The organism is Pseudomonas sp. rhizo66, from assembly GCF_031931925.1.
GTDB lineage: Bacteria > Pseudomonadota > Gammaproteobacteria > Pseudomonadales > Pseudomonadaceae > Aquipseudomonas.
Genome location: NZ_JAUJWZ010000019.1, coordinates 85,766 through 111,698 on the forward strand (window position 1 = coordinate 85,766; position 25,933 = coordinate 111,698).

The following is a 25,933-nucleotide window of genomic DNA, read 5'->3' on the forward strand; positions in this document are numbered from 1 at the left end:
TGTCCGGCGCGCTTAAGCGAGCAACTGTGCCCAGTTGATCGAGGCATTGTCACCGAGGGTGAAACCTTTGCCGCTCAGCGCCAGGTTGGCGTTGTAAGCCGGATCCTGCGCGAAGACGCCGCTCCATTTCTCCCGCAGCGCCGCCAATGCTTCTGGCGCCTGCGGCAACTCGCCGGTATGCAGCACCTGCACCAACGGCGTCCACACGGTGAGGTAACCGGCCTGACTCGCCTTGAGGCACAGATCGACATCGGCATAAGCCTCGACGAACGTCACTTCATCCAGCCCGCCAAGGGCGTTGAACAGCTCTTTGCGCACCATCAGGCAGACCTTCGACACGGCCGAGTAATTCTGCTCGACGGCCAAGCGATGCATGTACCCGGCTGCTGCGTGACTTTCGCCGATGAAGGCCGAACCCACGCCGTCGTTCAGGCCAAGAATCAAACCGGCCTGGGCCACCTTGCCGTCACGGTCGACCAATTTCGCACCGACGATGCCCACTTCCGGACGCTGGGCGTGGTTGAGCAGCGAGTCGATCCAGTTCGGGTTGACGATTTCACTGTCTGCGGCCAACAGCACCAGGTACTCGCCCTGAGCCTGCTCGCTGGCGGCGTTGTACAACGCAACCTCGCTCAGTGGTTGATCGGCACGCAGCACATTGACCTTGGCGTGGCGCAGGGTGCCCAGCCAGTCGTTGACCGCTGCCGACTGATGGGCGTTTGCCGCCAGCAATACTTCATAACGGCTGTAACGGGTTCTGAGCAGCACGCCTTCCAGGCAGCGACGCAGCATCGGCAGATCATCGATGACCGGCAGAATGATCGATACCAGTGGTTGCTCGGTGTGACGGTAATCGATTTGCCAGGTGCCCGGCGCCGTCGACGTGACCTTGGCCTTGTAGCCGCGATTGCCCAGATGACGCAGCAACGCCTGACGTTCGTGGGCGTTTTCTTCAAGTTCCGCTGCCTGCGTGATCAGCAACGGCTCGTCGAGATGCGCCAGACCGTCGAGGCCACCCTGCTCGATGATGCGCAACAGCAGGTCGAATTCCAGCGCTTTGCTGAAGTCAGCCTGATATCCGCCAACTTCAAGCAACACTTCGCGGCGGATCAACCAGTGGCGGGCCATCAGTGCCGGCACGCTTTGCAGCAGGTCCAGATTGAAACCGGGACGGAACACGTCAACCAGCGCACCATTGTCCTTGCGCTGGATTTCATCGGTGGCCACCGCACGCACACCTTCGGCAGACATCAGCTCCAGGCTGGCGCGCAACAGGCCGCTGGCGGTGAATTGATCGCCCGCCTCACCCAGCAGCAACCAATCGCTTGGCGACTGCTGAGCGCTCTGGTTGAGCTTGTCGACAAAGTTGCTTTGGGTGACACGGACAAAGTGCAGGGTGTTTTGCGCGGTCGTCGCCGCCGGCGCTTCGCCGGTAGTGAACACGACAATCCTGAACGCTTTGCAGTGACCTTCCAGCAGGCTGTCGAGCGACACCTGCAACTTGTCGATGTCGTTGTCCAGATCGAGCAGGAAAATGCCGAATTGCGGGCCACCGCCTTCAGTCGCCAGATGTTGGCCGATCGACTCAAGTTGTTCGATCGCCGGCGCGCGAGCCGCCAGCCACTGCAACAGGCGACCGGATTTCATCTTATCGAAGACCGGCTGATGATCTTCGACCGTCAGCGCTTCGAGGCGGGCGATCCACTCGTGCATGGCTTGCGCGGCATTGTCGTCGCCGAGGATGTCCAGTTGCGCCGCCAGGCGTTTGACCACGGTCTGGTTGAACGCATTGAGGTCATGGGCCTGCCACAAGCGGTCAACCACACTTTCCGGCGTATCGTTGTTGCGCGCCTGCAGCAGGTGCGCCTGACGCGTCCACACACCTTCCAGCCCTTCCAGCTGGAGACGGCCGGCCGGCAGGGTGTGCAACATGAATTCGAACTGTTCCAGACGATCGAAGAATGCCTGGTTGTAGAACGGCATCTCGACGTACTGCAGCGGGCCAAAACGACGGTCCGGCGCCTTCAGTTCCTGGTTCCAGGTCGATTCGAAAATCAGCTCGGCGGTCAGCGCCCGCCCGGACTTCAGGCTGTCAGCCATCGCCTCGAAACTCTCCAGGGCAAAGGCCTTGGCCTGCCCGGCATCCAGCCCTTCGATAGCGGTAGGCAGCGAGACGAGGAAATCGGCAAACGCCTCTCGTTCGGCGACCGATTTGGCGTCGACGTAGGTCAGCGAGTGATACACATCGGTATTGTGCTCGGAGACACCGTAGTTGATCTCGCGCACGACGTACGGAATCGGCAGGATGCGGGCCTTGGCACTGGCCAGCAGGAAGTAGACGTGGCCGATTTCCTGCCACTGGAAATTGGTCCCCGGCGGCAACGCCGAGTGCCAGGTTTTCATCAGATCAGTACGGGTCACCGCGTAGAACGGCGGGATGTACTGGTTCATGTAATCGAGGACGCGCTCCTGCGCCCGCTCCGACGCATAGTCTTCCTGGACTTTCTTGTCGCGACGATAGTAGTTCACGCCATGAGCCAGTGACAGGTACATCAGGCAATAGCCGTGGCACATCCCGTAATCAGGGTTGGCATGCAGGAAACCGACGGACTCTGCCAGCGAATCATGCAGGATGAAATCGTCGTCGGCTGCCAGCACCATGTATGGCGTGGTCAGTTTCTCCACGCCATACGCCAGTTTGGCCTGCATGCCCCAGTACGCGAACTGCGGCACATGGTGGTAATCGACGGCGTCAAAGTCGCCTTCAGGTCGTTCGAGTGTCGAATCGAGCACCATGATTCTGCAGGGCAAGCTGCTGTAATACTTGACCGCCCGGCGCAAAAACGCCGGCCGATTGTGAGTAATCAGGACGACGGTCAATAGCTCTTCGAGCGGTAGCGCCAGTTCAGAACTGTACTTGCCTTGCATAACTTCTCTCCACAACCGGCGACTCGCCGAAACAACGCTTGGTGATGTTGCGAATTAACGGACGCGACGCAGATAGCCGTCCGGCGCCACGGTGATCAACAGCTTGTTCTGCAACTGCTGGTCGATCTCGAAATCCTGGTTTTCTTCGAGGTATTTCCACACGGCGGTTTTCGGGTTGTCGCCCGGGCCCCATGGACGATCCGGGAAGAAATCGGCCGGCATGTCTTCAACCACGGTGTCCATGACCACGCAGTAGCTGTCGACCGACACCAGCGGTGCGTACAGACGCAGCTCTTCCAGCACGTGATCGTGGGTGTGGTTGGAGTCGAGAACCAGAATGACCTTCTTGCCTTTGGCTGCCGCCTGCACCTGGGCGGCAATGCCCGCGTCGATGCTCGAGCCTTCGATCATCTTGATGCGCTTGGCCATCGGGTGGCTTTCGATCGCTTCGCGGTTGTGCGGGCGAATGTCGAGGTCGATGCCCAGCACTTCGCCGTGGCCCTGCAGCTCCAGCAACGAGGCGTAGTAGATGATCGAGCCGCCGTGGGCGATGCCGCACTCGATGACCAGATCCGGTTTGACCTGCCAGATGATCTCCTGCATGGCCATCATGTCTTGTGGCAGCTGGATGATCGGACGGCCCATCCACGAGAAGTGGTAGCTGTATTTGTGTTTGGCCGATTCGTTGAAGAAATCGCGGGCCAGGCCCGTCAGTTTCTGGTCGTCACCCTGCTGGGCGATCTGTTCCCGGCACTCGGCTTCGAAAGCTTGGTTAATGCTGTTGTCGGTCATTTTAATAATCTCAAGGGTCACTGAAACGAAGCGCTGTCGACGGCGTGATAGACGTAGCGTCCACCGGTCATCCGCTTGATCTCTTCGAGGTAATTGGAATTCATCACAAACAGGTTGGCGCCTTCCGGCAGCGCATCCATCGCTTCTTGCGGCGAGGACACCCGCGCGCCGCTCAACGGCAGATAACGCCCCTGCTTGGCCGGGTTGATATCCACCACACGGTCCACCGCCACACCGGCACGTTGCAGGAACAGCGAATAAATCACGCCTTTGGACGAGGCGCCCCAGATCGCCGAACCCTGTTCGGGGGCGGACTGAATAATCTGCACGGCACGATCGAGGCTGGCGGTGAAACCGTCAGGCAGGCTCAGGCGCGGCACCGGTTGCTCCGGAGTCAGGCGCAAGGTCGACAGATCGGCGACGATGTACAGGTATTGGCCACCGAACAGGTGACCGGCCTCGTGCACGGTGCCGAACATCCGGCGCAGGTCATCGAGACGGAAATAATTGACGTGTTCGTAGAACAGGTCGAACCAGGCTTTGTGCTCGAGGATCCAGTCAAAGCACGGCACTTCGATGTAGATCTGCCCGCCCTGATTGGCGTTGGCCATTTCTGCGAGGAAGCTGACCGGATCCTGAATGTGCTCCAGCACATGGCGCAGGACGATGGCGTCCGCCGCCAGACCCAGGCCCCGAGTGAATGGTGCCTTGATCACGTCGGCATTCTCGCCTTCGTACGCCGGATCAATGCCGGTGATCGAATAGCCGAGGCCCTTGAGCAATTCCAGGAAATAGCCTTTGCCGCAGCCGACTTCGATCAACTCCTGGCCCTTGAAGTGCTTGGCAATGATGCCTTCGACGTCACTCAAGTGCTTCTGGAACTGGCCGGAATGCGCCTGCTCGTTCTGGTAATCGGCGTCGTAGCTGAGCTTGTCGGCGTCGAACGCCGCATTGAAGATCAGACCGCTGCGCTCGTCCTGCACCAACAGCATGTCAGCACTGGCCGAGGCCTGCGCCGACGCGGGATCGGCAAAGGTGCGGTTCTGCAGCACCGGCAGGTCGGTGACCCGGTACAACTCGTGCCTCATTGCGGCTCTCCCAATAACTGTTGCAAGCGCTCGGTCACCGCCCAGAACGCCAGCGGTTCGTGGGTCGGATACGGGTAGTGGCCGAGGTTCAGATGCAGCGCTGCGCCGCGTTCGCGCAGGCGTTGTTCGACCAACGCACGTACGGACACCGGTTGGCCGCTGGCGCAATTGATCACGCCGTTGAAGTCGGTTTTTTGCAGGATCGCGGCGAGGTAACCGGCAGCGCGTTCAATCGGCAGAAAATCGCGTAACTGCTCACCGGCGGACATGTTGAACGACGCTTCACCGACATTGATCGCCCGGTCCAACGCGGCCAACAGACTGTTGGGGTTTTGCCCTTCGCCATGCAGATAGAACAGGCGCGTCCACTGCAAAGTAAACGGATGCTCCTGCTGCAGATTTTGCAAAAACAGGTGCAGCGTGTGCTTGGCCAGGCCGTAAGGATTGCTCGGCTGCGGCGCGGTGCTTTCGCTGAGTGGGCCGCTTTGCATGCCGTATTCGAAGCAGGTGCCGGTGACGAGCACCTGCTTCACGCCTGCCTCGACCGCGCTTTTGATAAAGCGGTAATCGGCCATCAGGTTGTGCTCGAAATGGAACAGCGCCCGATAGTTCGGCAGGCCTGGCCAGGCCAGATGCGCCAGCGCATCGATGCCTTTTACCAGTGCTGCGACATCCAGATCAGGTGCGTGGATATCTGCGCTGATGAACTCGACGTCGTTGATCCACGGCATGCCTTGCGCGGTTTCTGCGTTGCGCGCCACGGCGCGGATCTCGCAGCCACGGGCCAGCAACGCCGCAACCAGATGGCGGCCGACAAAACCGGTCGCGCCGGTAACGAGTACCTTCACAGCACTTTCAACTCAGGCACGGCGATCACGAAGTGGCCGTCCCACTGACGCACTTGCGCCAGTTGCTGACTGACTTCGTGCAGCAGGTTCCACGGCAGCACCAGCACGTAGTCCGGTTTTTCGATGTCGATCTGCGCGGGCGCAACGATCGGAATGCGACTGCCCGGCAGGAATTTGCCCTGCTTGTGCGGGTTGGCATCGGCGACCCAGGCCAGCAGGTCGGGTTTGACTCCGGCGTAGTTGAGCAAGGTGTTGCCCTTGGCGGCCGCGCCGTAGCCGACTACCCGCTTGCCGTCAGCCTTGGCCTGCAACAGAAAGCGCAGCAGTTCATGCTTGATGCGTTCAGCGGCGGGCGTGAGGCTGGCGTAGTACTCGGCGGTTTTCACCCCGGCCTCCAGCTCGGCCTGCAGCTGCTGTTGCACCGCCGCTTGTACCGCACGGCGCTCGCCGTCCTTGCGCTGGACGAATACCCGCAGCGATCCGCCATGGGTAGTCAGTTGGCTGACGTCGAACACTTCCAGACCATTGCGCTCGCACAGGGTCTGCACGGCAGTCAGCGACAGGTACGAATAGTGTTCGTGATACAGCGTGTCGAACTGCGCGCCGGCCATCAGTGTCAGCAGTTGCGGGAATTCGAAGGTGGCGACGCCGTTCGGCTTGAGCAGCGTGGCGAACCCGCCGAGGAAATCGTTGATGTCCGGCACATGGGCGAGCACGTTGTTGGCCGCCATCAAGTCAGCGCCCCAGCCTTCGCTTTTCAATTGCGCAGCAGTGTCGCGGCCGAAGAACAGCTCACGAATCTCCAGGCCTTTTTCGCGTGCGGCTTGTGCAGTGCTGCGCGTCGGCTCAACGCCCAGGCAGGCAATGCCGCGAGCGGCGACGTATTGCAGCAGGTATCCGTCGTTAGCGGCGACTTCAACCACACGGCTGTCGGCGGTCAGGCCAAAGCGCTCGACCATCTCGGCGACATAGCGCTCGGCATGGGCCAGCCAGGTGCTGGAGAACGAACTGAAGTAGGCGTACTCGGCGTCGAACAGGCTGTCAGCGCTGGTGTAGTCCTCGGTCTGCACCAACCAGCATTGCTGACACACGGCGACCTTCAACGGCACCCACTGCTCGGCCTGCTCCAGGCGATCGGCGTGCACATAGGCGTTGGACGGTGGGGAGGTGCCGAGGTCAATCAGCGGCAGGCTCAGCGGTGCGGCGCACCCACGGCAGTTCATAGACGCACTCCAGCAAAGTGTTGATCAAGCGCGGGATGGCTGGAATCACGCGCTGACAAATTATTGACAGGCAACGGCCAGGCAATCGCCAGCCGTGGATCATTCACCGACAGACCACCCTCATGCTCCGGCGCGTAATCGGCGCTGTGCAGGTAAAGCAGTTCGGCGTCCTCGGTCAGCGTCTGGAAACCGTGGGCGAAACCAGCAGGAATCAACAGACTGCAACCGTCACCGGCCTTCAGGTGCTCGGCGTGCCAGTGCAGAAAAGTTTTGGAGTCAGGACGCAGATCCACCGCCACGTCCCACACTTCACCGCGCAGGCAAGTGATCAGTTTGGCTTCCGGGGCGTTGGCGTTCTGATAATGCAGACCGCGCACACTGCCCTTCTCGCGGGTGCAGGAATGGTTGATCTGGCGGATATGAAATTCACTGCCGAACGCACTCAGGCTGCCTTCGCAAAACAACCGGGCGAAGTGCCCGCGCTGGTCTTCGAAGCGTTTGTGCTGGACGCTGAACAACCCGGCCAGCGGCAACGCCTTCAGGGAGAATTCGCTCACAGCGCGCCTCGGTACAGGTTCAGTTGACCGAGGGTGACGTTGCGCATGTCATCGCCGTTCTGCCACGCCAGATGCCAGTCGAGGGTCTGGGTCAGGCAGGCCTGCAAGGTCCAGCGTGGTTGCCAGCCCAGCACCTGCCGTGCGCGGCTGCTGTCCAGACGCAGCAGGCCGGCTTCGTGCAATTCGCTTTTCTCAATGCGCAGACCACGCGCCTGCGGCCAGCGGCTGGCGAGCAGTTCGACCACTTCGCCGACGCTGCACATGTCCGCTTCACCCGGGCCGAAGTTCCACGCCCCGGCGTATTCCGGGCCTTGCTCGTAGAGGCCGGCGGCCAGTTGCAGGTAACCGGCCAGCGGTTCCAGCGCGTGCTGCCATGGGCGCACGGCTTGCGGGTAGCGCAGGGTCACCGGCTCGTCGGCGCTCCACGCTTTGAGCACGTCAGGAATCAGGCGCTCCGGGGCAAAATCACCGCCGCCCAAGACGTTGCCGGCACGTGCGGTGGCCAGGGCCAGACCATGCTCGGCGTACTTGTCGGCCGGGAAAAATGACGCGGCATAAGATTGTGCGAGCAGTTCGCAGCAGGCCTTGCTGCTGCTGTAAGGATCATGACCACCGAGGGCTTCGTCCTCGCGGTACGGCCACAGCCATTCCTTGTTGGCGTAGACCTTGTCGGTGGTCACCAGCACACAGGCGCGCACGCAGCCGACCTGACGAATCGCTTCAAGCAGGTTCAACGTACCCATGACGTTGCTGGAGTAAGTGCCGAGTGGATCGCGATAGCCTTCACGCACCAATGGCTGAGCCGCCAGGTGCAGAACGATCTCCGGCTCGGTGTCGGCGATGATTTCCAGCAAGGCACCGAGATCCCGCAGATCACCGCGCTGATCGTTGATGCCTTCGTGCACGCGCGCCAGTTCGAACAGGCTCGGCTCGGTCGACGGATCGAGGGAGAAACCGCTGACTTGCGCGCCGAGGCTTTGCAGCCACAGGGTCAGCCAACTGCCCTTGAAACCGGTATGTCCGGTAACGAGGACGCGTTTGCCGCGCCAGAAATCCGCACTCAGGCCCATTGCTTCCATGGGGCCTCCCCGCTCTGCCACAGCGCTTCGAGATGGTTCTTGTCGCGCAGGGTGTCCATCGGGTGCCAGAAGCCTTCATGTTCGAAGGCTTTCAACTGTTCGTCTGCGGCCAGACGTGCCAGCGGTTCGGCTTCCCAAGTAGTGGCGTCATCGGCGATGTACGGCAGCACTTTCGGCGAAAGCACGAAGAAGCCACCGTTGATCCAGCCACCGTCACCGCGAGGTTTTTCGGTGAAACCCAGCACTTGATCGCCCTGACGCTCAAGCGCGCCGTAGCGGCCCGGCGGCTGCACGGCAGTGACGGTCGCCAGACGACCGTGGGCTTTGTGGAAATCCAAGAGTTGGGCAATGTTGATATCGGACACGCCGTCGCCATAGGTGAAGCAGAACGCCTCTTCATCCTTGAGGTAACGGCTGGCGCGCAACAGACGGCCACCGGTCATGGTTTCTTCGCCGGTGTCGATGAGCGTGACACTCCACGGCTCGCTGTAGTTCTGGTGCACGTCCATGCGGTTTTCGCGCATGTTGAAGGTGACGTCGGAGGTGTGCAGGAAGTAATTGGCGAAGAAGTCCTTGATCGCATAGCCCTTGTAGCCAAGGCAGATCACGAAGTCGTGAATTCCGTGGGCGGAATACTGCTTCATGATGTGCCAGAGAATTGGCTTGCCGCCGATCTCGATCATTGGCTTGGGCTTGAGGTGCGACTCTTCACTGATGCGCGTGCCGAGGCCACCCGCCAAAATAACTGCCTTCATCGTCTCCCCTCTTGTTCTTCACCGGGCTGCGCATGGCTTTGTTGAGCGTTGCGGGCCGTCTGGCTAAACCTTTTGCCGTTCCAGGCGCCGCTGAAGTGACCGCGAGCGCTCGTTTTATGGCGATTTACAGGGGACTTGCAGGAAACGCGCCAGCTCCACAAGCCCCTCACCCTAACCCTCTCCCAAAGGGAGAGGGGACTGATTGAGGTGCTTGGAAGAAGTACGCCGACGTGCAATGCCGAGTCGAACTCAGGTTTTGAAAAGCCCGAAATCGGCTCCCTCTGGAGCAAGGGGAAAACCCACCACAAATCCAAAGCCAACCACGCCCCGCTCCTCACCACTCAACAGGATGAGCGTTAGCTCGGCTGCCGCTCTTGATCTTGATCCACGAGCGACGTCGGAAGGCTGAGCGGATGGATCCCGGAGCGAAGGAACCCCGAGCCCCAGCGAGCGGGCCGTACGTAGGAGCAAGCCTTTTGGGTTACTTTTTCGGCGCCAGGAAAAAGTGACCCGCCGTAAGGGCGGAACCATAATCAGCAACACCCGCAGCAACGGATACACACCCAAAACCCCAAGAGCCTGGTCGGCCCAAAGGCCGCCAAGCCCCAGACAAAAAAAGGGATGAACCCAAAGATTCATCCCCTTCCACAAGCCAGATCAACAGATCGAACAATTACCCAAACATAGCAAACGCATCACCACTCACCGGCAGCTCAAAGGCCTGACCATCGGCGGTCTGAATGTGCTCGATCGTATTGAACCCGGCATACCAATCCGCCAGTTTCACACCGTTGTCCGGCACACCACTGCTACCGTCGTTGGCACTGTGCAGAAAAGCATCGTTGCCGATACGGGTCACACTTAATTGGCTGGCGTTGGCGATCGTGTTCAGGATCAGTGTGTCGCTGATATCCAGCCCCTCATCCTTGATGGTCACCAGCCCGGTGGTGTTGACCACGTAGGTGTCATCGCCCTGCCCGCCATACGCACGGCCGCCGGCATTCGACTGACCGGCAAGGTTAAGAATCAACACATCATTCCCCCCATCGCCCTGCAGCATGTAGTCACTGCCGGTGGCGGTCAGAATGTCATTACCCTCGCCACCGAAAGCAAACCCTCGGCCCAGGGTGATGATGTCATTGCCATCGTCACCACTGGCCCAGGTGAACAGATCATTGGCCGCGCCAACGATAACGTCATCACCAGCACCGCCCGACAGACTATCGGACTGACCTCCGACATCGAGACCGGAGGCCAGGCCACCATAGATGTGGTCGTTGCCATCGCCGCCCTGAATCTGATCGTCGCCCGCGCCGCCCTCAAGCATGTTATCGCCCCAATCGCCTTCCAGAACGTCATTGAACTGGCTGCCGCGCAGGCCTTCGATATCGATGTAAACGTCGTGGAACGCAATACCACTCTGCACGCCCCACTTCAGCGAAGCGCTCAAGCCTTCGGTACTGTCGTCGTAGCTGACGATGTCGATACCGGCGCCACCCTCAAAGTTGTCGGCACCTGCACCGCCCAACAGCACATCATTACCGGCCCCAGCGATGATGGTGTTGTTCTCGTCATTGCCGTAGCCGATGAAGTCAGCGGTCCCGGTATAGGTCAGGTTCTCAACGAATGCGCTCAACCTCAACTCGGACAGGCTGGTGTACACGTGATCGGTACCGCCCATGTAGCCTTCGATTTCCTCGATGGTCACGCCGGTGCTATTGATTGTGTAAACATCGTCACCGCCACCGCCAGCGACGACCACACCACTGCTGTTCACGGTGAAGTGATCGGCATCGGTGGAACCAATAACCTCTTCCACATTAATCAGTGTGTCGCCCGCCGCGTTGACGCCGCCGCCGATCAAAATGTTGACCGGATCGAAAGCGTTGCGATAACTCACGGTGTCATGGCCGTCAGCGCCATCGATGCTCATAAAGTCTTTATGACGATAAATCACGTCATCGAAGCCCGACCCCTGAATCGCTTCAATGCCGGTGAAGGTGTCGCCATAAGCGTCGGTCAGCTCGCCGTAATTGGTGAAGTCTTCGACTCTCACGCCCTCAAGGCTGTTGCTGTAGCTGACGGTATCGTAACCCTCGCCACCGACGAAATGATCGGCGCCATCGCCGCCCCACAGCCAGTCGTTACCGGCACCGCCAATGATTTCGCGATCACTGGCATTGCCGTCGGTGCCTGAAAGTACATCCGCTTCACTCGTTCCATTTACTACTGACATTTACGTCTTCCTTGCGTTGTGGTTGAAAGCGGTTCTGTCGGCAGAGAGAGAGACCGTTCAAGCCTGCGATCCCTGCCTGATGAATGAACGAATAGAAGGGTATCGACAGCTCAAAGGCGAAGCTTGAGCCTCGGCAAAGAAATGTATCGGGATTGATGCAAACAGGCTTTTCAAAGGCAAAAAAAGGCGACTGTAAAAGTCGCCTGTTTTTCAGGAGGTCATGTGCGGCTCGATCAATCCGCCAGCCAGCCGTATTCCCAGTAGCGCAGGTTATCGCCGCGCAACACGTAATCGCGCAGCACCACCTCACGCAATTCATCGCCCATGCGATAACTGGCATCCGGATCGGCCAGGTGCATGCGGATCGCTTGCAGCCATTCATCCGTGCTGTTGGTCTTGATCCGGGTGCATGGCAAGTAACCGCGATAGGCCTCGGTATCCGTGCAGATCACCGGGTAACCGCAAGCGCCGTACTCCAGCAGCCGCAAGTTGCTCTTGCAGTCGTTGAAGATATGGAATTCCAGCGGCGCCAGTGCCAGATCGAGGTTGAGACTGGCCAGTTTTGCCGGGTACACGTCCAGACCGATGACCCCGTGGAACTCATGCATGTAAGGACGCAGATCATCCGGGCACATGCCGAAAAACACCCAGTCGACTTCATTGGCCAGTTCACGAACGACCTCGGCGATCACCGCCAGATCACCGTGGTGACTGGTGCCGCCGCCCCAGCCGACCCGCGGTTTCTTCGAGGTCCTACGCTGGCTGCGCAGGTGGCCCCACAAGTCCTTGGCCAACATGTTGGGGACGACACGAATGTCGTGGTGCATGTCCGACAGCACGTTGGCCAGCGGCGCGGTGGATACGACCGCGCGATCACACAGGCCGATCGCACGCCGCACCATACGCTCCATGTCCTGCTTGCTCGGCATGTTGCGGATGTGCGCGTTGCGGTGGGGAACGTCGATGACATAGTCGTCGAGTTCGAAAATGCGCCGAGCGTTGAAGTATTTCTTCAGCGGTGGAATTTCATCAATAGCGTGTTCCGAGTAGCGCCCTTGCAGGACGATTACATCAGGCGACTGACGCTCGATATCGATGATCGATGGCAAGCCGTAGCAAATACGCCCCTCTGCCCGATTGGCCGCTTCGAGCTCGATCATCGGCTGGCTCATGCGGTAATGGCCGATGGCCGAAGCGTTGATCGGCACCACCAGCAGATTGGGCAACTGTGCCTTGGAGAATGCACTCCACCCCGTGCGCAGGCCCGGCTCCAGACTGAAGTTGGTAGCGCCCACGCCCTGCAACGTCAGGTTGACGTTATAGGCCGGGTCGCGCGCTACCAGCGGCAGCCAGCGCTGGTAAAAAGTCTCCCTCTCCTCAATGTGCTGCGCTTCTTCCTCAGGCGTTGCCATTGCATTTGGCCGTGCCCCGACGGCCAGCACCGCATGAGGATTGAGCACCACCAGATAACCGTCACGGCCAACACGCAGACACAGATCGACGACATTGAGCGTTTGCTTGAGTTCCTGCTCGTCCAGCCCGCCGGCGGCTTCGAACACCGACTTGCGAATCATCAGGCAATCACCGCCGACGGCACTCAGGTCATGCACCGCCTGCAGGCGATGCATGTACCCTTCCGACTGCATCGGTTGGCCATAGAACGGCAACCCGACCGGCCCGTTCAAGCCAAGAATCAGGCCGGCGTGCAACACGCCGCCGTCCGGGTTGAACAGCTTGGCGCCAACCACCCCGACCTCCGGACGTTGCGCATGATTGAGCAATTCGTCGAGCCAATCGTTCTGGGTGATCACCGCAAAGGCGTTGAGCATCAACACATACTCACCGCGCGCCTGGCTGACGGCATAGTTGTGCACCGCTGCCGCGTTACCCTTTTGCGGGTAGCTCAGCACGCGAATCCGCTCGCTGCCCAGTTGCGCCATACCGTCCAGCCATGCCAACGCTTCGGCGCTTTCGCTGCCGTTATCGACCAAGAGCAATTCGTACTCGGTGTAGGCGGTCTTTTCCAGCAATGTCTCGACGCAGCGCTGCAAGGCAGCCGTCTGGTCCTGCGTGACAATGACCACCGACACCAGTGGGCGCCGGGCATGGTGATAGTCGACACGATTGAGCAGCCCGCTGTTACCGTCGCGGATTTCATGAGCAATGCCAAGGCGTTGCAGATGCGCTTCGAGAATGCGCGGGCTTTGCTGCGCAACGCCAGGATCAGTGAGCCATTGCGAGAGATCGAATTTCGATTCCAGCAACACTTCAGCAATGTGCCCGACCACTTGCAGGCCATCGCTTTCAACCATACGCCACAGCACATCGTGGGGCGCGAGTTCGGCGAACGTCGAGGTGAAACCGCCAAGTGCCAGGAACCGTTCGCGCTGAAACGCCAGCGCACGCCCGACGTAAGGGTAACTGCGCATGAGGTCGAGGTTGAAATCCGGCTTGAACGCAGGCTCGGCCGACTCACCGTCGCGCAGGCTGCCTTCGTCGCTGTACAGGCATGTCAATGAGCTTGAGTGCGCAATGCGATCAGCCATCACCAACAACGCTGGCGCCACCGGGCAGTCACCTGGCTGCAGCAGATAAAACCAGTCGGCGCCTTCCAGTTGCGGCAGCAGAGCGTTGACCTGCTCCAGGCCGTCACCCTGCAACGGCATGTGGAACACGCGACCGTCCAGCTTCGCTTCGCTGCAAGCCGTGGACAGCACCAGAACCAGCTCCGGCGGGTAATCCTGAGCGGCGAGTGCCTCAAGGGTGCGCTCCAGGCCATCGCGACTGCCTTGGGCATCAATGATGATCGGCACGATGCGCGGCCGGTGCGGCCAGCCAGCGAGGGTTTCCGGCAGCCATTGGCGCTGCGCCTCGGTCAACACCCGAACCGCCAGCCATTGTGCGTAGAGTTCGCCAAAACTGAAGCTGTCGACTCCGACCCCCAGCTCCTGACGACTCTGCTTGGTGCCGAGGGTACGGCTCAGCGGCAGCTCTTCCCAGACCCGAGGCGACTCATCGGCCTTGGTCAGCGGCACATAACGAACCCAGCCCGGCGCCGGTGCCGACTCGCCGCTGCGAACCTTGAGCATTTGCGAGATCCACTCGCGCTCGATCTCGGCCGCGTCTTTCATCGGTTGCTGCGCGCTCAGACGCTCGGGGTAGAGACGCTCGGCACTCAGCACGTTGTTGGAGACCACCAGATTGCCGCGCCGCAGCAGACAGACGTACAAGGCAAAGTCCAGCGTCGCAACGAAGCAGGCACCCTCCTCGGTCAAGGCTGGTAAAAGCTCCACAACATCGCTACGGCGAAACAGCGCACTGCTGAATCCGCCCAGTACGTTGACCGGGAATTTTTCAAAGATGCTCAGTACATCGTCGCCTTTGAGCAAGCCACTGGCCGGCGACAATGAGCTGTTTTCCAGACGTGCGGGCAGGATGATGTCGTTGGCATCCCACAACAACCGTTGGGCTACCACCAGACTGACTTCGTCGCGCCGCAGTTCGTGGGCTTGCTGTTCGATACAGGACGAATACAGCAGGTCATCATCACACAGGAATTTGATGAACTCGCCCCGCGCTTGCTCAAGACAGGCCTTCAGGTTACCGACCAGCCCCAGCGTTCGCGGGTTGCGCACGTAACGCACGGCGAAACCGGTCTGCTCTGTCACCTGCATGACAATGTCTTCGATCTCGTTGCCGCGATTGTCATCGCACACGATGATTTCAAGATTGGCGTAATTCTGGCTGACGGCGCTGTTCAGCGTCCGCTCGAAAAAGCGCGGATTGAAGGCAGGAATGACAAGGCTGACAAGCGGAAGTGAATTCACGGCGGGCTCACAGGCGGTGCGAGCCCGCTCGAAAAAGCGAGCCCTTGATACCGCAAAAAAACATGACTGAGGAACAGGGCAAACGGGCGCTTACGCGCCCGTTGAGGATCAGATCTTGTTGAACAGACCCAACTGGCTGATCTTGCTGAACGCAAGCTGCGAAGCTTGCAGCATGGTCTGTTGCAGGGTCAGACGCGTCATCACTTCAGCCGGATCCGAATCGCGAATGGAACCTTGCGTGGTGGTGTTCGCGGTGCTCAGACTGTCATTGGTGACGGCCTGCATGTCCAGTGCCTGGCCTCGGGCACCAATCGCAGTCACCGCAGCGCCGATTTGATTGTTGGCCGCGTCGATGTTGCCGAGGCCCGCCTCCATGGCGCCCTGGAATTTCTGCTTGGCCACCGGATCACCATCGATCGGCGTGTTCAGTGCGGTGATCATCTGACCGAGGGTGTCGAGCACGTTCTGGGTCTGATGATCGTTTGGACGGATCGAGAACTGATCGCCCGCTGCCGGTGCGCTGCCCAGGGCAAAGGTCACGCCTGCCGCCGTGGCGTTGCTCCCGGTCACGGTGCCCGAGGACACCGGTTTGCTGTCTGCGGTCACTGGCGCTGCATACAGATCGAATGCGGTGGCGCTGGTGAACTTGAGAACGGCGCCACCCTGCGGGAATGCCGCAGTGTACGCTGCCTGGTCAGTGATGCTCGAACCGGTGATCACCGCGGTCGACGGGTTACCCGGGCTGCGTGTGGTGGTGAACGAATCTGGCGCAGTGGTCAACTGGAAGCTGTGGCCGGCAATGACCGCGTCCGGATTGGTGTCACCGGCCTTCAGGTTGATGTTCAGCTTCATGTCGACGCCACGGAAGCTCACCGTCTGGTTGGCACCGCTGCTGTTGCTGACCAAACCGTTCTGGCTCGCCTCAGCGGTCACATCGTTGCCCAAGGCATCGGTGATTTTCAGCTGGGTGCTGCTGAGGAAGCTGACGGTGTAAGGCTGGCCAGCGGTGAACTTGGCGTTGTAAGTGGCGACGGTACCGATCGTGCCGTTGGACAGTACGACGCGACCGTCATCCACTGCCGGCGCGGTCATGGCGACGTTGGTACGCGCGGTATTGATGGTCTGCTGGAAAGCGTCCCAACCGGTGGTGTTGGTGCCGATCGTCATGCCATCGCCGATGCCCAGATTGATCGTGGTCTGGTCACCGTTGTAGCTGTAGGTGCCGTCGGCATTTTGCGAATACGGCGCAGTGTCGGTCTTCGAACCGGAGAACAGGTAGTTGCCGTTGGCATCCTTGGCGTTCATCAGACCCAGCACTTGTTGCTGGATCTGGCCCATTTCCGAAGCGTAAGCCTGGCGGTCCTTGTCGGTGGCCGTGCCATTGTTGGCGGCCAGGGCGAGTTCCTTGGTGCGGGCCAACGCGGTGGTGATCGAATCCAGGGTGGATTCCTGCACGTTCAATGCACTTTTGGTGGTGTCGACGTTGGTCTTGTACTGATCGAGCATCGCGGCCTGCTGGCCCAACTGCAGCAAACGCCCGGCACCGATCGGATCATCGGCGGCGGTATTGATACGCTGCAGGCTGCTCGCCTCGCTGGCGGTGGCGACGGCCTTGTTGAAGTTACGCTGATAGTCCGACGCTTGCGTGCCGTAATACTGGGCGGTGGAAATGCGCATGAATTACGACTCCTTAAAGGCTGTTGATCAGCGTGGCGAAAGTTTCCTGCGCAGCTTTGATGATCTGCGAAGACGCTGTGTAGTACTGCTGATATTTGACCAGGTTGCCGGTTTCTTCATCCAGGTTGACCCCGGACAGCGAATCGCGCGCACCTTTGGCGTTATCCAGAATCGCTGAGGTCGCGGCGCTGTCGGACTTGCCTTGGGCAGTCTTGGTACCGACGTTGGTCACCAGCTTGTTGTAGGCGTCAGTCAGGCTGATGCCCTTGCTCGCCGAACCGGTATCGACGGTCTGCGCCGTTTGCAGGGCGACCAGCGATTGCGCGTTGCGGTTGTCCGAGGACGCCGCACCGGTGAGGTTCATGGTGAAGGTTTCGCCAGGCTTCGGCGTGCCGCCCACGGTGGTCTGCACGGAGAAGGTTTTCTGTACGTTCGGCGTGACGCTGGTGTCCAGCACCGGGTTGCCGCTGGCATCGACGATGCCGACTTTCAGGTCCAGCGTGTTCGATTGACCAGGAACGATAGTGCCGCTGCTGATGAGGACGCCCTTGGCATCCACAAAGGTGTAAGCCTGGCTGCCCCCGGAGACAGCACCTAACACGAGCTTGACCGGCGTCGAGTTCTTCAGCGCCGCTTGCATGTCAGCCTGGGCAGTCGGGTTGTAGATATCGATCTTGTTGCTGAGCGTCGGCTGCGTGTAAGTCCCCAGACCGGCAGCGCTGGCCACACCGGTCAACGGACCGGCCGCAGCGATTTTCTTCGGATCGGTGAGCACCGTCTGGATGCTCGCCGCCGCATTGCGGGTCGGGGTCACTTTGAAACTGTCACCGGCGCTCAACGCACCACCCTTCAGCGCGAGGGTGAAACCGTCGATCACTGGAGGTGGATTGGTCGTCGTGCTGAAAGCACCCAGATCGGTGCCGTCGGAGCGCTTGACGGTGTAGTCAGTGGCGCTGGTGAACGTCACCTGATAATCGCTGGTGGTCAGCTTGCCGGTGTCCTTGATGGTGACATCGAGGTTACCCGAACCGGTGCTGTTGCCCGACTGCGCGATGCTGCGAGAACTGATCAGCGCGGCACTGTTGATGTTGTTGAAAATGGCCGCGCCGAAGTCACCGTTCTTGTCGATGCCCTGGGCTTGCTGACTGTTGACCTGATCAGCGATCACCAGCGCCACGCGGCCCAGCTCGTTGAGCGAGGGGTCGAGGACTTCTTTGCGGTAGGTCAGCAGGCCGCCGATTTCGCCACCGGTCATCGCCGAGGTGATGTCGATCGTGCTCGACCCGCGATCCATCTGGATGGCCATGCGCGACGGATCGGTTTTGCTCGCGACCATGCTCAAAGTGTTGGTGGTGTTGCCGATCACCAGCGGCTGACCGCTGCCGATGTACACGTCGAAACTGGTGCCACGCTCGACGACCTGTGCACCCGTCAGTTCGGAGAGCTGGCGTACGGCCTCGTTGCGGCTGTCGAGCAGATCGTTCGGCGCACCGCCACTGGTGGAGATCTCGCCAATCTTCTGGTTCAGGTTGGCAATCGAAGTGGCCAGTTTGTTCACCTGGGCCGTCATGTCGCCCAGGCTGCCATTGAGGGTGGTGTTCTGGTCGTTGAGCTGTTTGGCGATGGTATTGAAGCGACTGGTCAGCGCCTGCGCACCGGTCAGCACCGATTGACGCGAGGTGTCATCGGTCGCCGACGTCGATACGCCCTGCATCGTGGTGAAAAACTTCTGCAGCACACCGGTCAGGCCGGTGTTGGTGTCCGACAGCATGGAGTCCAGCGGCGTGGCCTGGGCCAGAAACGCGGCCGACTCGCTATCGAGCGACGTGGCCGTGTGCAGTTGGCTTTCCAGGTACGAGTTGTACACCCGGCGCACGTCGGCCAGGGTCGTGCCCGTACCGATAAACACGGTGCCGAACTGCTGCGAGGATTTGGTGCCCTGCACGGTTTGCTGACGTGAATAACCGGCGGTGTCGACGTTGGCAATGTTGTTGCCTGTCGTAGCCAAAGAGGACTGGCTGGCCGACAGTCCCGACATCCCGATATTGAGCAAACTCATGGTTCAGACCTTATACCTTGTGCCTTATAAAGGCGTGGTGGATACACCCGCCGCAGCGTAGTTTTGGAAACTGTTCATCTGCTTGGCTATCTGCGAAATCTTGCTTGCGTAGTTCGGGTCGGTGGCGTAACCGGCCTTTTGCAACTCGCGTACAAACTGTTCTGGGTTATCGGCAGACTTCAGCACTTCTTGATAGCGATTGTTGCTCTGCAGCAACGTCACCAGATCGTGGAAGCTGTCCTTGTACGAGGCGTAGGAACGGAACTCGGCCGTCTCCTTGACCATCTCGCCATTGCGGAACTCGCTGGTGATCGCCCGGGCCGAATCGCCCTTCCAGTTGCTGCTCGCCTTGATACCGAACAGGTTGTGGCTGCTACTGCCATCCTGGGCGCGCATGACCGACTTGCCCCAACCGGTTTCCAGCGCCGCCTGCGCCACCAGATAGCGCGGATCGACGCCGATGCGGTCGGCGGCTTCCTTGGCCATCGGCAGCATGGTGTTGACGAATTCGTCGGCAGAACTGAAGGCTTTTTTCGCCGGTGCCAGTGGAATCTGCGCCATGGCGCGACCATAGATCTGCATCTGTCCGCCCGAGGCCTTTTCGGTCTCGGCGCGGGCCAGCCAGTCGCCGTTGTACAGCGGACCGGCGCCAGTGGTGGCAGCGGTTGTCGCACGCTGCGGCAATGCCGTTGCCGCTGCCGGCGTGGCCGATGGCACCAGCCCGGCGAGCAAACGATCGGCCAGTTTCGGCGGCAAGGCCAGACGACGCTGGTTGATCAGCTCCATGTCGTTGCGATGAGCCAATTGCGTATTCGGCGCGTTCACCGAACGCGAGGCCCACAACGGGCGCTCGCCATTGAGCCGCGACAACGGGCCGTTGGTGGCAACGGTGCCGGCGGCAATCGGCGTGGCCACGGCAGCAGCTTTCGCCTTGGCTTCTTCCTGCTTGGCAGCGGACGCGGCAGCGGCTTCGCCCGGCGCCAGCGGTTTGTTCTTCGACATCTGCCGCATCAGCACGTCAGCCAGACCGATACCACCGCCCTCTCGGGACATGGAAACCGCCAGTTGCTGGTCGTACATTTCCTGATACTGCTTGGCCGCCGGCGTGTTGAGCGGGTTGTCTTCACCCAGGGCGTTGGTCGCCGAGCGCATCGACTTGAGCATTTCGCCAAGGAACAGCGATTCGAATTCCTGCGCCACTTTGCGCAGGTTCGCATCGCTGTTCTTGTCGCCGACCTTGAGTTGGTTCAGGCGATTGAGGTCCGAGTAGGAACCCGAATCGCTGCTGCTGACCAGACCGCTTTTGCGCATATCCATAACGGTCGGCCTCAGATCACGATCAGGTCGGCTTGCAACGCGCCGGCCTGCTTCAGGGCTTCGAGGATCGCCATCAAGTCACCCGGCGCCGCGCCGACCTGGTTCACCGCACGCACGATCTCGTCGAGGGTGGTGCCCGGGCCGAACTTGAACATCGGTTTGGCTTCCTGCTCGGCGTTGACCCGCGAGCGCGGCACAACAGCCGTCTGCCCATTGGACAGCGGGCCGGGCTGGCTGACGATCGGGTCTTCAGTGATGGTCACGGTCAGGCTGCCGTGGGTCACGGCGGCTGGCGAAACCTTGACGTTCTGGCCGATGACGATGGTGCCGGTACGCGAGTTGATGATGACTTTCGCCACCGCCTGGCCGGGATCGACTTCGAGGTTTTCCAGGATCGACAGGTAGTCAACGCGCTGGCTCGGATCGAGCGGCGCAGTAACTCGGATCGAACCGCCGTCGATGGCTTGCGCAACGCCAGGGCCAAGCATGTCGTTGATCTTGTCGACGATGCGTTTGGCCGTGGTGAAGTCGGAACGGTTGAGGTTCAGCGTCAGGCTGTTGCCCTGGTTGAATCCGCTCGGCACCGAACGCTCCACAGAGGCACCACCGGGGATACGACCGGCCGACGGAACGTTGACGGTAATCTTCGAACCGTCACGGCCCTCGGCGTCGAAACCGCCAACCACCAGGTTGCCCTGAGCGACCGCATAAACGTTGCCGTCGATACCCTTGAGCGGTGTCAGCAACAAAGTGCCGCCGCGCAGGCTCTTGGAGTTACCGATCGAGGACACGGTGATGTCGACCTGCTGACCCGGCTTGGCGAACGCAGGCAGGTCGGCACTGATCGATACCGCCGCAACGTTTTTCAACTGCACGTTGCCCGATCCCGGCGGCACCTTGATGCCGAACTGCGAGAGCATGTTGTTGAAGGTCTGCAGGGTGAACGGGGTTTGCGTCGTCTGGTCACCGGTGCCGTTAAGCCCGACCACCAGGCCGTAACCGATCAACTGGTTGGAACGCACGCCGGAAATGCTGGCGATATCTTTCAACCGCTCGGCGTGGGCACCAAAGGCTGCGGACATCAGCGCCGCAGCCAGCATGAGGCTCTTGAAATTCAACGTAGCCACCTAGAAAGGGAACAGCGGGCTGAGGAAGAAACGGTCGAACCAGCCTGGCTGACTCGTATCGGCAAAGGCGCCAGTACCCGAGTAGGTGATGCGTGCATCGGCGACCCGAGTCGACGACACGGTGTTGTCCGTGGCGATGTCATCGGCACGCACCAGACCAGCAATGCGCACCAGCTCGTCACCGGTGTTCAGCGTCAGCCACTTCTCGCCACGCACGGCGATGATGCCGTTGGGCAGCACGTCAGCGACGGTCACGGTGATCGAACCGGTCAGGCTGTTGCTCTGCCCCGACTTGGCGTCGCCCTTGGTCGAACGGTCAGCACTGTAACCGGCGTTCAGACTCAGGTCGTTGCCCCCGATCGGGTTGTTGGTGGTCAGGCTGGAGCCGAACAACGAGGTCAGACCGACCTTGTTATCGCTGTTCTTGTCCATCTGCGAGTTGGCATTCTTGCTCGCCTGTGTGCGCTCGTTGAGGGTGATGGTGATGATGTCACCAACGCGGAAAGCCTTGCGGTCGCTGTACAGGTTCTGCTCGAAGCCGGCCTGATAGATCGAGCCGTTATTGGCGGCAGCCGGCAGCGGCGTGCGCGGCAACACCGGGGCGTAATAAGGGTCATTGGGCTTGGGCGTCGGAGCGACGCAGCCCGCGAGCGAGACGACCCCACTCAATGCCAGAACAGATACAAAGCGATTCATGACCCTACCTCACGGTGTTGCAGGCGACCTCATGGCCGCCTCATAGACTTGATTACAGATTCTGCGTTACGAACGAGAGCATCTGGTCAGCGGTGGAGATCACCTTGGAGTTCATCTCGTAAGCGCGCTGAGTGGTGATCATGTTGACCATCTCTTCAACAGTGCTGACGTTGGAGGTTTCCAGAGTGTTCTGCAGGGTGGTACCGAAACCGGCCAGACCCGGGGTGCCGACTTGCGGCGCGCCGGAAGCGGCAGTTTCCAGGAACAGGTTGTTACCCACCGCTTGCAGACCGGCCGGGTTGATGAAGTCGGCGGTTTGCAGGTTGCCGATCACTTGCGCTGCCGGGTTGCCAGCGATGGTCACCGACACAGTACCGTCACGGCCGACGGTGAAGGTCTGGGCGTCGTTCGGGATAACGATGGCAGGTTCCAGAGCGAAACCGCTGGCGTTGACGATCTGGCCGTTGGAATCGAGGTGGAAGGTACCGTCACGGGTGTAGGACGTGGTGCCGTCCGGCTGCAGGATCTGGAAGAAACCGCGACCGTCGATGGCCATGTCCAGCGGCTGCTCGGTGGTTTGCAGGCTGCCGGCGGTGAAGTTCTTCTGGGTGCCGACAATGCGCACACCGGTACCCAGTTGCAGACCCGACGGCAGTTCGCTGTCCTGGGTCGACTGAGCGCCTGGCTGACGCTTGATCTGATAGAGCAGGTCCTGGAACTCGGCACGATCACGTTTGAAACCCGTGGTCGACACGTTCGCCAGGTTGTTGGAAATGGTGGTCAGGTTGGTGTCCTGGGCGGACAGACCGGTTTTGGCAACCCATAGAGCCGGAAGCATTCGATTCTCCTCGTGCGCCTGTTTTTCGGCGCGACGTTCTGATAATTAGCTGATCTGCAAGACCCGAGCCATGGCCTGGTCGTCGTCTTTGGCGGTGTTCATCATCTTGACGTGCAACTCGAACTGCTTGGCCAGGGCCAGCACCGAGGTCATCTCTTCAACGGCGTTGACGTTGCTCGACTCCAGGAAACCCGACACCAGTTTGACGTTGGCATCGGCCGGCGCCGGTTGGCCGTCCTTGGTGTAAATCGAACCGTCGAGGCCCTTGTTCATGTTCTTGATGTCCGGATTGACCAGTTTGATCCGGTCGACTTCCGCCATGACGCGCGGGCCTTCGCCCATCGCACGAATACTGATGGTGCCGTCTTCACCGACTTCGATCTGCTGCTCGGGCGGCACGGCGATTGGCCCGCCATTGCCCATCACCGGCATGCCGTTGCCGGCGCGCAGCACGCCGAGGGCGTCAACGTTGAGGCTGCCTGTGCGCACGTAGCTTTCGCCGCCGTTGGGGTTCTGCACGGCGATCCAGCCATTGCCGGTGACGGCGACATCGAGGTCACGACCGGTCTGCACCAGCGAGCCCGGGGTGAAATCCGTGGCAGGGCGTTCGCTCATGGCAAAGGCACGCGCCGGAAAGCTGTCACCGAACACCGGCATCGAACGCGCCTGTTCCAGGTCGCGCTGAAAACCGTTGGTGGAGATGTTCGCCAGGTTGTTGGCATGCGCCTTCTGCGCCAGTGCGTTCTGGCTGGCGCCGGTCATTGCCACATAAAGGTACTTGTCCACACTCTTTCCTCTGCATGCCGGACGTTTGCCGCCCACCGCTTTACTGCTGAGCCATAAGCAATTTGCAGACCAACTTTTTTCTGGCGCACAGAGGCCCGGTAAACAAAGGACTTGAGGGATGGCGAGAGGAAATTTGAAATGTATCGAAGTCGAAAAACCGGCGGTGTTATGCCGCTTGGCGGCAAAAGATCAAAAGATCGCAGCGTGCCGCATCTCCTACATTTGAAATGCGTATTCCTGTAGGAGCTGCCGAAGGCTGCGATCTTTTGATCTTAAGCTTCGGGATCTTTGCCGACTTCATACTCACGCAGCTTGTTGGCAATGGTGGTGTGCGAAACACCGAGCCGCTTGCCCAACTGTCGACTGCTCGGGTGCTCGGAATACAGCCGCTCCAGCACCGCTTTCTCGAAGCGCCCGACAATTTCGTCCAACCCGCCTTCCAGCGAGAAATCGCCAAGCGGCTGACGCACGCCATAATCCGGCAGACGAATATGTTCAGCTTTCACCGTACCGCCATCGCACAGTGAAACCGCCTGGAACAGCACGTTCTCCAGCTGTCGCACGTTGCCCGGCCAATGGTAATGACTGAGTCGATCCATCGCCGCCGGCGCCAGTTTCGGCAGCGAACAACCGATCTGCCGACTGGCCTGATCGAGGAAATGCTCGACCAGCGGCGTCAACCCGTCGAGGCATTCGCGCAGCGGCGGGATATGCAGGGAGAGCACGTTCAAGCGGTGATACAAGTCCTGCCGAAACTCGCCGCGCGCGCACAACTCGGACAAGTCCACTTGCGTCGCGCAGATGACCCGCACATCCAGATAAACCTCTTCATCACTGCCCACGCGACGGAAGCAGCCGTCCTGCAGAAAGCGCAGCAGCTTCACCTGCAGGCGCGGGCTCATTTCCCCGACGCCATCGAGAAACAGCGTGCCGCCCGCGGTCAATTCCAGCAGTCCAAGCTTGCCTTCGGCCCGCGCGCCTTCGAAGGCGCCGGGGCCATAGCCGAACAGCTCGGTCTCGGCCATCGATTCCGGCAGCCCTGCGCAGTTGAGCGCCATCAGCGGCGACTGCCCGCGCGGGCTGGCGAGGTGGCAGGCACGCGCGAGCAATTCCTTGCCGGTGCCGGTTTCGCCTTCAATCAATAGCGGCGCGTCGAGTGGCGCCATGCGCCGTGCTTCACGCACCACGGCAGCCATCACTTTCGAACTCTGGAAGATACTGTCGAAGCCACGCAATTCCTGCTTGCGCACGTTATAGATGCGCTCGCCGACGCGATCGGCGCGGTGCAAGGTCAACACCGCACCAGCCATGGCTTCGCTGTCGTCGTGTTCCGATTGCAGCGGCGCGATGTCGGCCAGAAAGACGTCGCCCTTGACCTTGACGCGCATGCCATTGATCCGCGATTTATTGGCGCGCACCAGTTCCGGCAAATCGAAATCCTCGGCGTAGCGCGACAGCGGAATCCCCGGCACTTCATCGACGCGCACACCGAGCAACTGCGCCGCCGCGCGGTTGGCCGCGACGATCGAGCCGCCCATGTCGATCGACAGCACAGGAAACTCCAGCGCGCCGAGCAAGGCATTCAATTCCATATGCCGCCGCTCGCTGGGCATCAGCCCTACCCGCTTGACGCCAAACACCCCGGCGATCGCTTCGAACTTCGGCCGCAGCGCCTGGAACTGGATATTGATCAGGTTCGGACAGTGCAGGTAGATAGCGTTGCCATGCTCACCTCCGACTTCGCCGCGCGCCACGTTGATCCCGTAGGCCACCAGCAGGTTGAGAATGTCGCGCAGGATGCCGATGCGGTTCTGGCAGTGGACTTTGATGCGCATAGGAGAAAACCCGCCAAACCAATCATTAAGTTAAATACAGAACCTATGGGAGCGAGCCTGCTCGCGAAGACGGCGGCACATTCAACATTAATGTGTCAGGCAGATCGCATTCGCGAGCAGGCTCGCTCCCACAAGGGTCAGCACCACGACTTTTCTGCCGAGGCACGCAGATAGTTGTCAAGATTATGTGACAGCCATCAGCCTTTTCAAACCCGCGAATTACCGTAAACGCGAGATATCCGCTAAAGCGTAACGATAATTTTAC

At 60.3% G+C, this 25,933-nt stretch carries 18 protein-coding genes; all 18 read right to left on the reverse strand.

The features are described 5' to 3' along the window. Positions 1 to 12: 12 nt before the first annotated feature. Positions 13 to 2,928 carry a TIGR00180 family glycosyltransferase gene (locus tag QZR14_RS21905; protein WP_311997729.1) on the reverse strand — a complete coding sequence of 972 codons (2,916 nt, stop codon included), beginning with the start codon at positions 2,926 to 2,928 and terminating at the stop codon, positions 13 to 15. A 54-nt stretch (positions 2,929 to 2,982) separates the two neighbouring features. Continuing rightward, positions 2,983 to 3,720 carry a cephalosporin hydroxylase family protein gene (locus QZR14_RS21910; protein ID WP_093439633.1) on the reverse strand — a complete coding sequence of 246 codons (738 nt, stop codon included), beginning with the start codon at positions 3,718 to 3,720 and terminating at the stop codon, positions 2,983 to 2,985. Between the two features lie 17 nt (positions 3,721 to 3,737). Beyond that, positions 3,738 to 4,808 (reverse strand): class I SAM-dependent methyltransferase, encoded by a 1,071-nt coding sequence (locus QZR14_RS21915; protein ID WP_311997731.1) that lies wholly within the window; start codon positions 4,806 to 4,808, stop codon positions 3,738 to 3,740. After that, positions 4,805 to 5,656: an NAD-dependent epimerase/dehydratase family protein gene (locus QZR14_RS21920; protein WP_250603716.1), complete on the reverse strand. Its 852-nt coding sequence runs from the start codon at positions 5,654 to 5,656 to the stop codon at positions 4,805 to 4,807. The genes QZR14_RS21915 and QZR14_RS21920 overlap by 4 nt, the downstream gene beginning before the upstream one ends. After that, positions 5,653 to 6,879 carry a class I SAM-dependent methyltransferase gene (locus QZR14_RS21925; protein ID WP_311997732.1) on the reverse strand — a complete coding sequence of 409 codons (1,227 nt, stop codon included), beginning with the start codon at positions 6,877 to 6,879 and terminating at the stop codon, positions 5,653 to 5,655. Before QZR14_RS21925 ends, QZR14_RS21920 begins: the two co-directional genes overlap by 4 nt. After that, complete coding sequence (locus QZR14_RS21930; RefSeq protein WP_250603712.1) at positions 6,876 to 7,436, reverse strand: dTDP-4-dehydrorhamnose 3,5-epimerase family protein; 561 nt, start codon at positions 7,434 to 7,436, stop codon at positions 6,876 to 6,878. Before QZR14_RS21930 ends, QZR14_RS21925 begins: the two co-directional genes overlap by 4 nt. Further along, a complete protein-coding gene (gene rfbG, locus QZR14_RS21935; protein ID WP_311997733.1) occupies positions 7,433 to 8,515 on the reverse strand; it encodes a CDP-glucose 4,6-dehydratase in 1,083 nt (360 codons plus the stop codon). Before rfbG ends, QZR14_RS21930 begins: the two co-directional genes overlap by 4 nt. Next, positions 8,497 to 9,270, reverse strand: a complete 774-nt coding sequence (gene rfbF / locus QZR14_RS21940; protein WP_311997734.1) for a glucose-1-phosphate cytidylyltransferase — start codon at positions 9,268 to 9,270, stop codon at positions 8,497 to 8,499. The genes rfbG and rfbF overlap by 19 nt, the downstream gene beginning before the upstream one ends. A gap of 673 nt (positions 9,271 to 9,943) precedes the next feature. Then, complete coding sequence (locus QZR14_RS21945; RefSeq protein ID WP_311997735.1) at positions 9,944 to 11,506, reverse strand: calcium-binding protein; 1,563 nt, start codon at positions 11,504 to 11,506, stop codon at positions 9,944 to 9,946. 233 nt (positions 11,507 to 11,739) lie between these two features. After that, complete coding sequence (locus QZR14_RS21950; protein ID WP_311997736.1) at positions 11,740 to 15,333, reverse strand: glycosyltransferase; 3,594 nt, start codon at positions 15,331 to 15,333, stop codon at positions 11,740 to 11,742. A gap of 108 nt (positions 15,334 to 15,441) precedes the next feature. After that, entirely contained in the window at positions 15,442 to 17,010 is a 1,569-nt protein-coding gene (locus QZR14_RS21955) for a flagellar hook-associated protein 3 (protein WP_311997737.1), read from the reverse strand. Between the two features lie 13 nt (positions 17,011 to 17,023). Further along, positions 17,024 to 19,069, reverse strand: coding sequence for a flagellar hook-associated protein FlgK (gene flgK, locus QZR14_RS21960; RefSeq protein ID WP_250603702.1), 2,046 nt, complete (start codon positions 19,067 to 19,069; stop codon positions 17,024 to 17,026). A gap of 24 nt (positions 19,070 to 19,093) precedes the next feature. Then, positions 19,094 to 20,386: a flagellar assembly peptidoglycan hydrolase FlgJ gene (gene flgJ, locus QZR14_RS21965; protein WP_311997738.1), complete on the reverse strand. Its 1,293-nt coding sequence runs from the start codon at positions 20,384 to 20,386 to the stop codon at positions 19,094 to 19,096. Positions 20,387 to 20,397: 11 nt separating this feature from the next. Beyond that, entirely contained in the window at positions 20,398 to 21,486 is a 1,089-nt protein-coding gene (locus QZR14_RS21970; RefSeq protein WP_176091703.1) for a flagellar basal body P-ring protein FlgI, read from the reverse strand. A gap of 27 nt (positions 21,487 to 21,513) precedes the next feature. After that, on the reverse strand, positions 21,514 to 22,209 hold the full coding sequence (gene flgH, locus QZR14_RS21975; RefSeq protein ID WP_038363773.1) for a flagellar basal body L-ring protein FlgH: 696 nt from the start codon (positions 22,207 to 22,209) through the stop codon (positions 21,514 to 21,516). A gap of 52 nt (positions 22,210 to 22,261) precedes the next feature. Then, positions 22,262 to 23,047 carry a flagellar basal-body rod protein FlgG gene (flgG, locus tag QZR14_RS21980; protein WP_095050156.1) on the reverse strand — a complete coding sequence of 262 codons (786 nt, stop codon included), beginning with the start codon at positions 23,045 to 23,047 and terminating at the stop codon, positions 22,262 to 22,264. Between the two features lie 45 nt (positions 23,048 to 23,092). Continuing rightward, positions 23,093 to 23,833 (reverse strand): flagellar basal body rod protein FlgF, encoded by a 741-nt coding sequence (locus QZR14_RS21985; protein ID WP_093439577.1) that lies wholly within the window; start codon positions 23,831 to 23,833, stop codon positions 23,093 to 23,095. 272 nt (positions 23,834 to 24,105) lie between these two features. Further along, positions 24,106 to 25,668: a sigma-54-dependent transcriptional regulator gene (locus QZR14_RS21990; RefSeq protein ID WP_250603698.1), complete on the reverse strand. Its 1,563-nt coding sequence runs from the start codon at positions 25,666 to 25,668 to the stop codon at positions 24,106 to 24,108. Positions 25,669 to 25,933 lie beyond the last annotated feature (265 nt).